Raw genomic sequence first — 1399 nt, 5'->3', positions numbered from 1 at the left:
GCCCGGCGCAGTCCGTGCGCGAGGTCCTCGACCTCATGCCGACCGCGACCGAGACGGACTGGCAGGACGTCGCGAGTCGACTCGCCGCCCTCCCGGACGCCCTCGAGGGCATCCGCGAGACCCTGCTCGAGGGCACGCGGGAGCACGTCACCCCGGCGAAGCGCCAGGTCGCGCTGATCGCCGAGCAGGCCGCCCGCACCGGCGCCGAGGACGGGCTGTTCCGGCAGCTCGCCGACGGCGCGTCCCTCGAGGACGGCGGTGCGCTGCCCGAGTCCCTCCGTGAGGACCTCCGCCGCGGTGCCACCCTGGCGGCCGCCGCGTACCGCTCGTTCGGGCAGTTCCTCGAGCACGAGCTCCTGCCGCTGGCGACCCCGGTGGACGCCGTCGGACGTGAGGACTACGAGCTCCACTCCCGCCGGTTCCTCGGCGCCACGGTCGACCTCGACGAGACGTACGCCTGGGGCCTCGAGGAGCTCGCCCGGATGCGGGACGAGCAGGAGCGCATCGCCGACCGCATCGAGTCGGGCGCGAGCGTCGCCCGGGCGATCGAGGTCCTCGACCAGGACCCGGCACGCATCCTGCACGGCACCGACGCGCTGCAGCGGTGGATGCAGGAGACGAGCGACGAGTCGATCCGCGAGATGGACGGCCGGTTCTTCGACATCGCGGACCCGATCAAGCGCCTGGAGTGCCGGATCGCCCCGACGCAGGAGGGCGGCATCTACTACACGGGTCCGTCCGACGACTTCTCCCGCCCGGGTCGCATGTGGTGGTCCGTGCCGCAGGGCGTGACCGAGTTCGGCACCTGGCGTGAGAAGACGACGGTCTACCACGAGGGCGTCCCCGGCCACCACCTGCAGATCAGCCAGGGCGTCTACAACCGCGGCGAGCTGAACACCTGGCGCCGCCAGCTGGCCGGGTCGTCGGGGCACGTCGAGGGCTGGGCGCTGTACGCCGAGCGTCTGATGGAACAGCTCGGCTTCCTCGACGACGACGGCGACCGGCTCGGCATGCTCGACGGCCAGCGGATGCGTGCCGCCCGGGTCGTGCTCGACATCGGGGTGCACCTGCAGAAGACGAACCCCGACGGCGGCGCGTGGACGTGGGAGTACGCCCTCGACTTCATGGGGCAGAACGTCAACATGGCGCCGGAGTTCGTCCGGTTCGAGGTCGCCCGCTACTTCGGGTGGCCCGGACAGGCGCCGTCCTACAAGGTGGGGCAGCGCGTCTGGGAGTCCATCCGCGACGAGGTCGCCGCCCGCGAAGGCGCTTCGTTCGACCTGAAGTCCTTCCACCACCGTGCCCTCGCGCTCGGCAGCATCGGACTCGACACGCTGCGGACCGCGCTGGTCGGCTGACGTCGAGCACGCGGCTGGCCGGCTGTCGCCGACGGCGGACG

Annotated in this window: 1 protein-coding gene; it reads left to right on the top strand. The window is 72.2% G+C overall.

Annotation, left to right across the window (positions count from 1 at the left end; all coding sequences use genetic code 11):
- Positions 1-1358: DUF885 domain-containing protein (locus tag I59_RS06225; RefSeq protein WP_022903125.1), on the top strand; the 1358-nt coding region annotated here is incomplete at its 5' end.
- Positions 1359-1399: the final 41 nt, after the last annotated feature.

Origin of the sequence: Curtobacterium sp. B8 (genome assembly GCF_000333315.1) — a bacterium.
Taxonomy (GTDB): domain Bacteria; phylum Actinomycetota; class Actinomycetes; order Actinomycetales; family Microbacteriaceae; genus Curtobacterium; species Curtobacterium luteum.
Note: the sequence above shows the minus strand (reverse complement) of the source record. Positions and strands in the feature narration are given on the sequence as shown.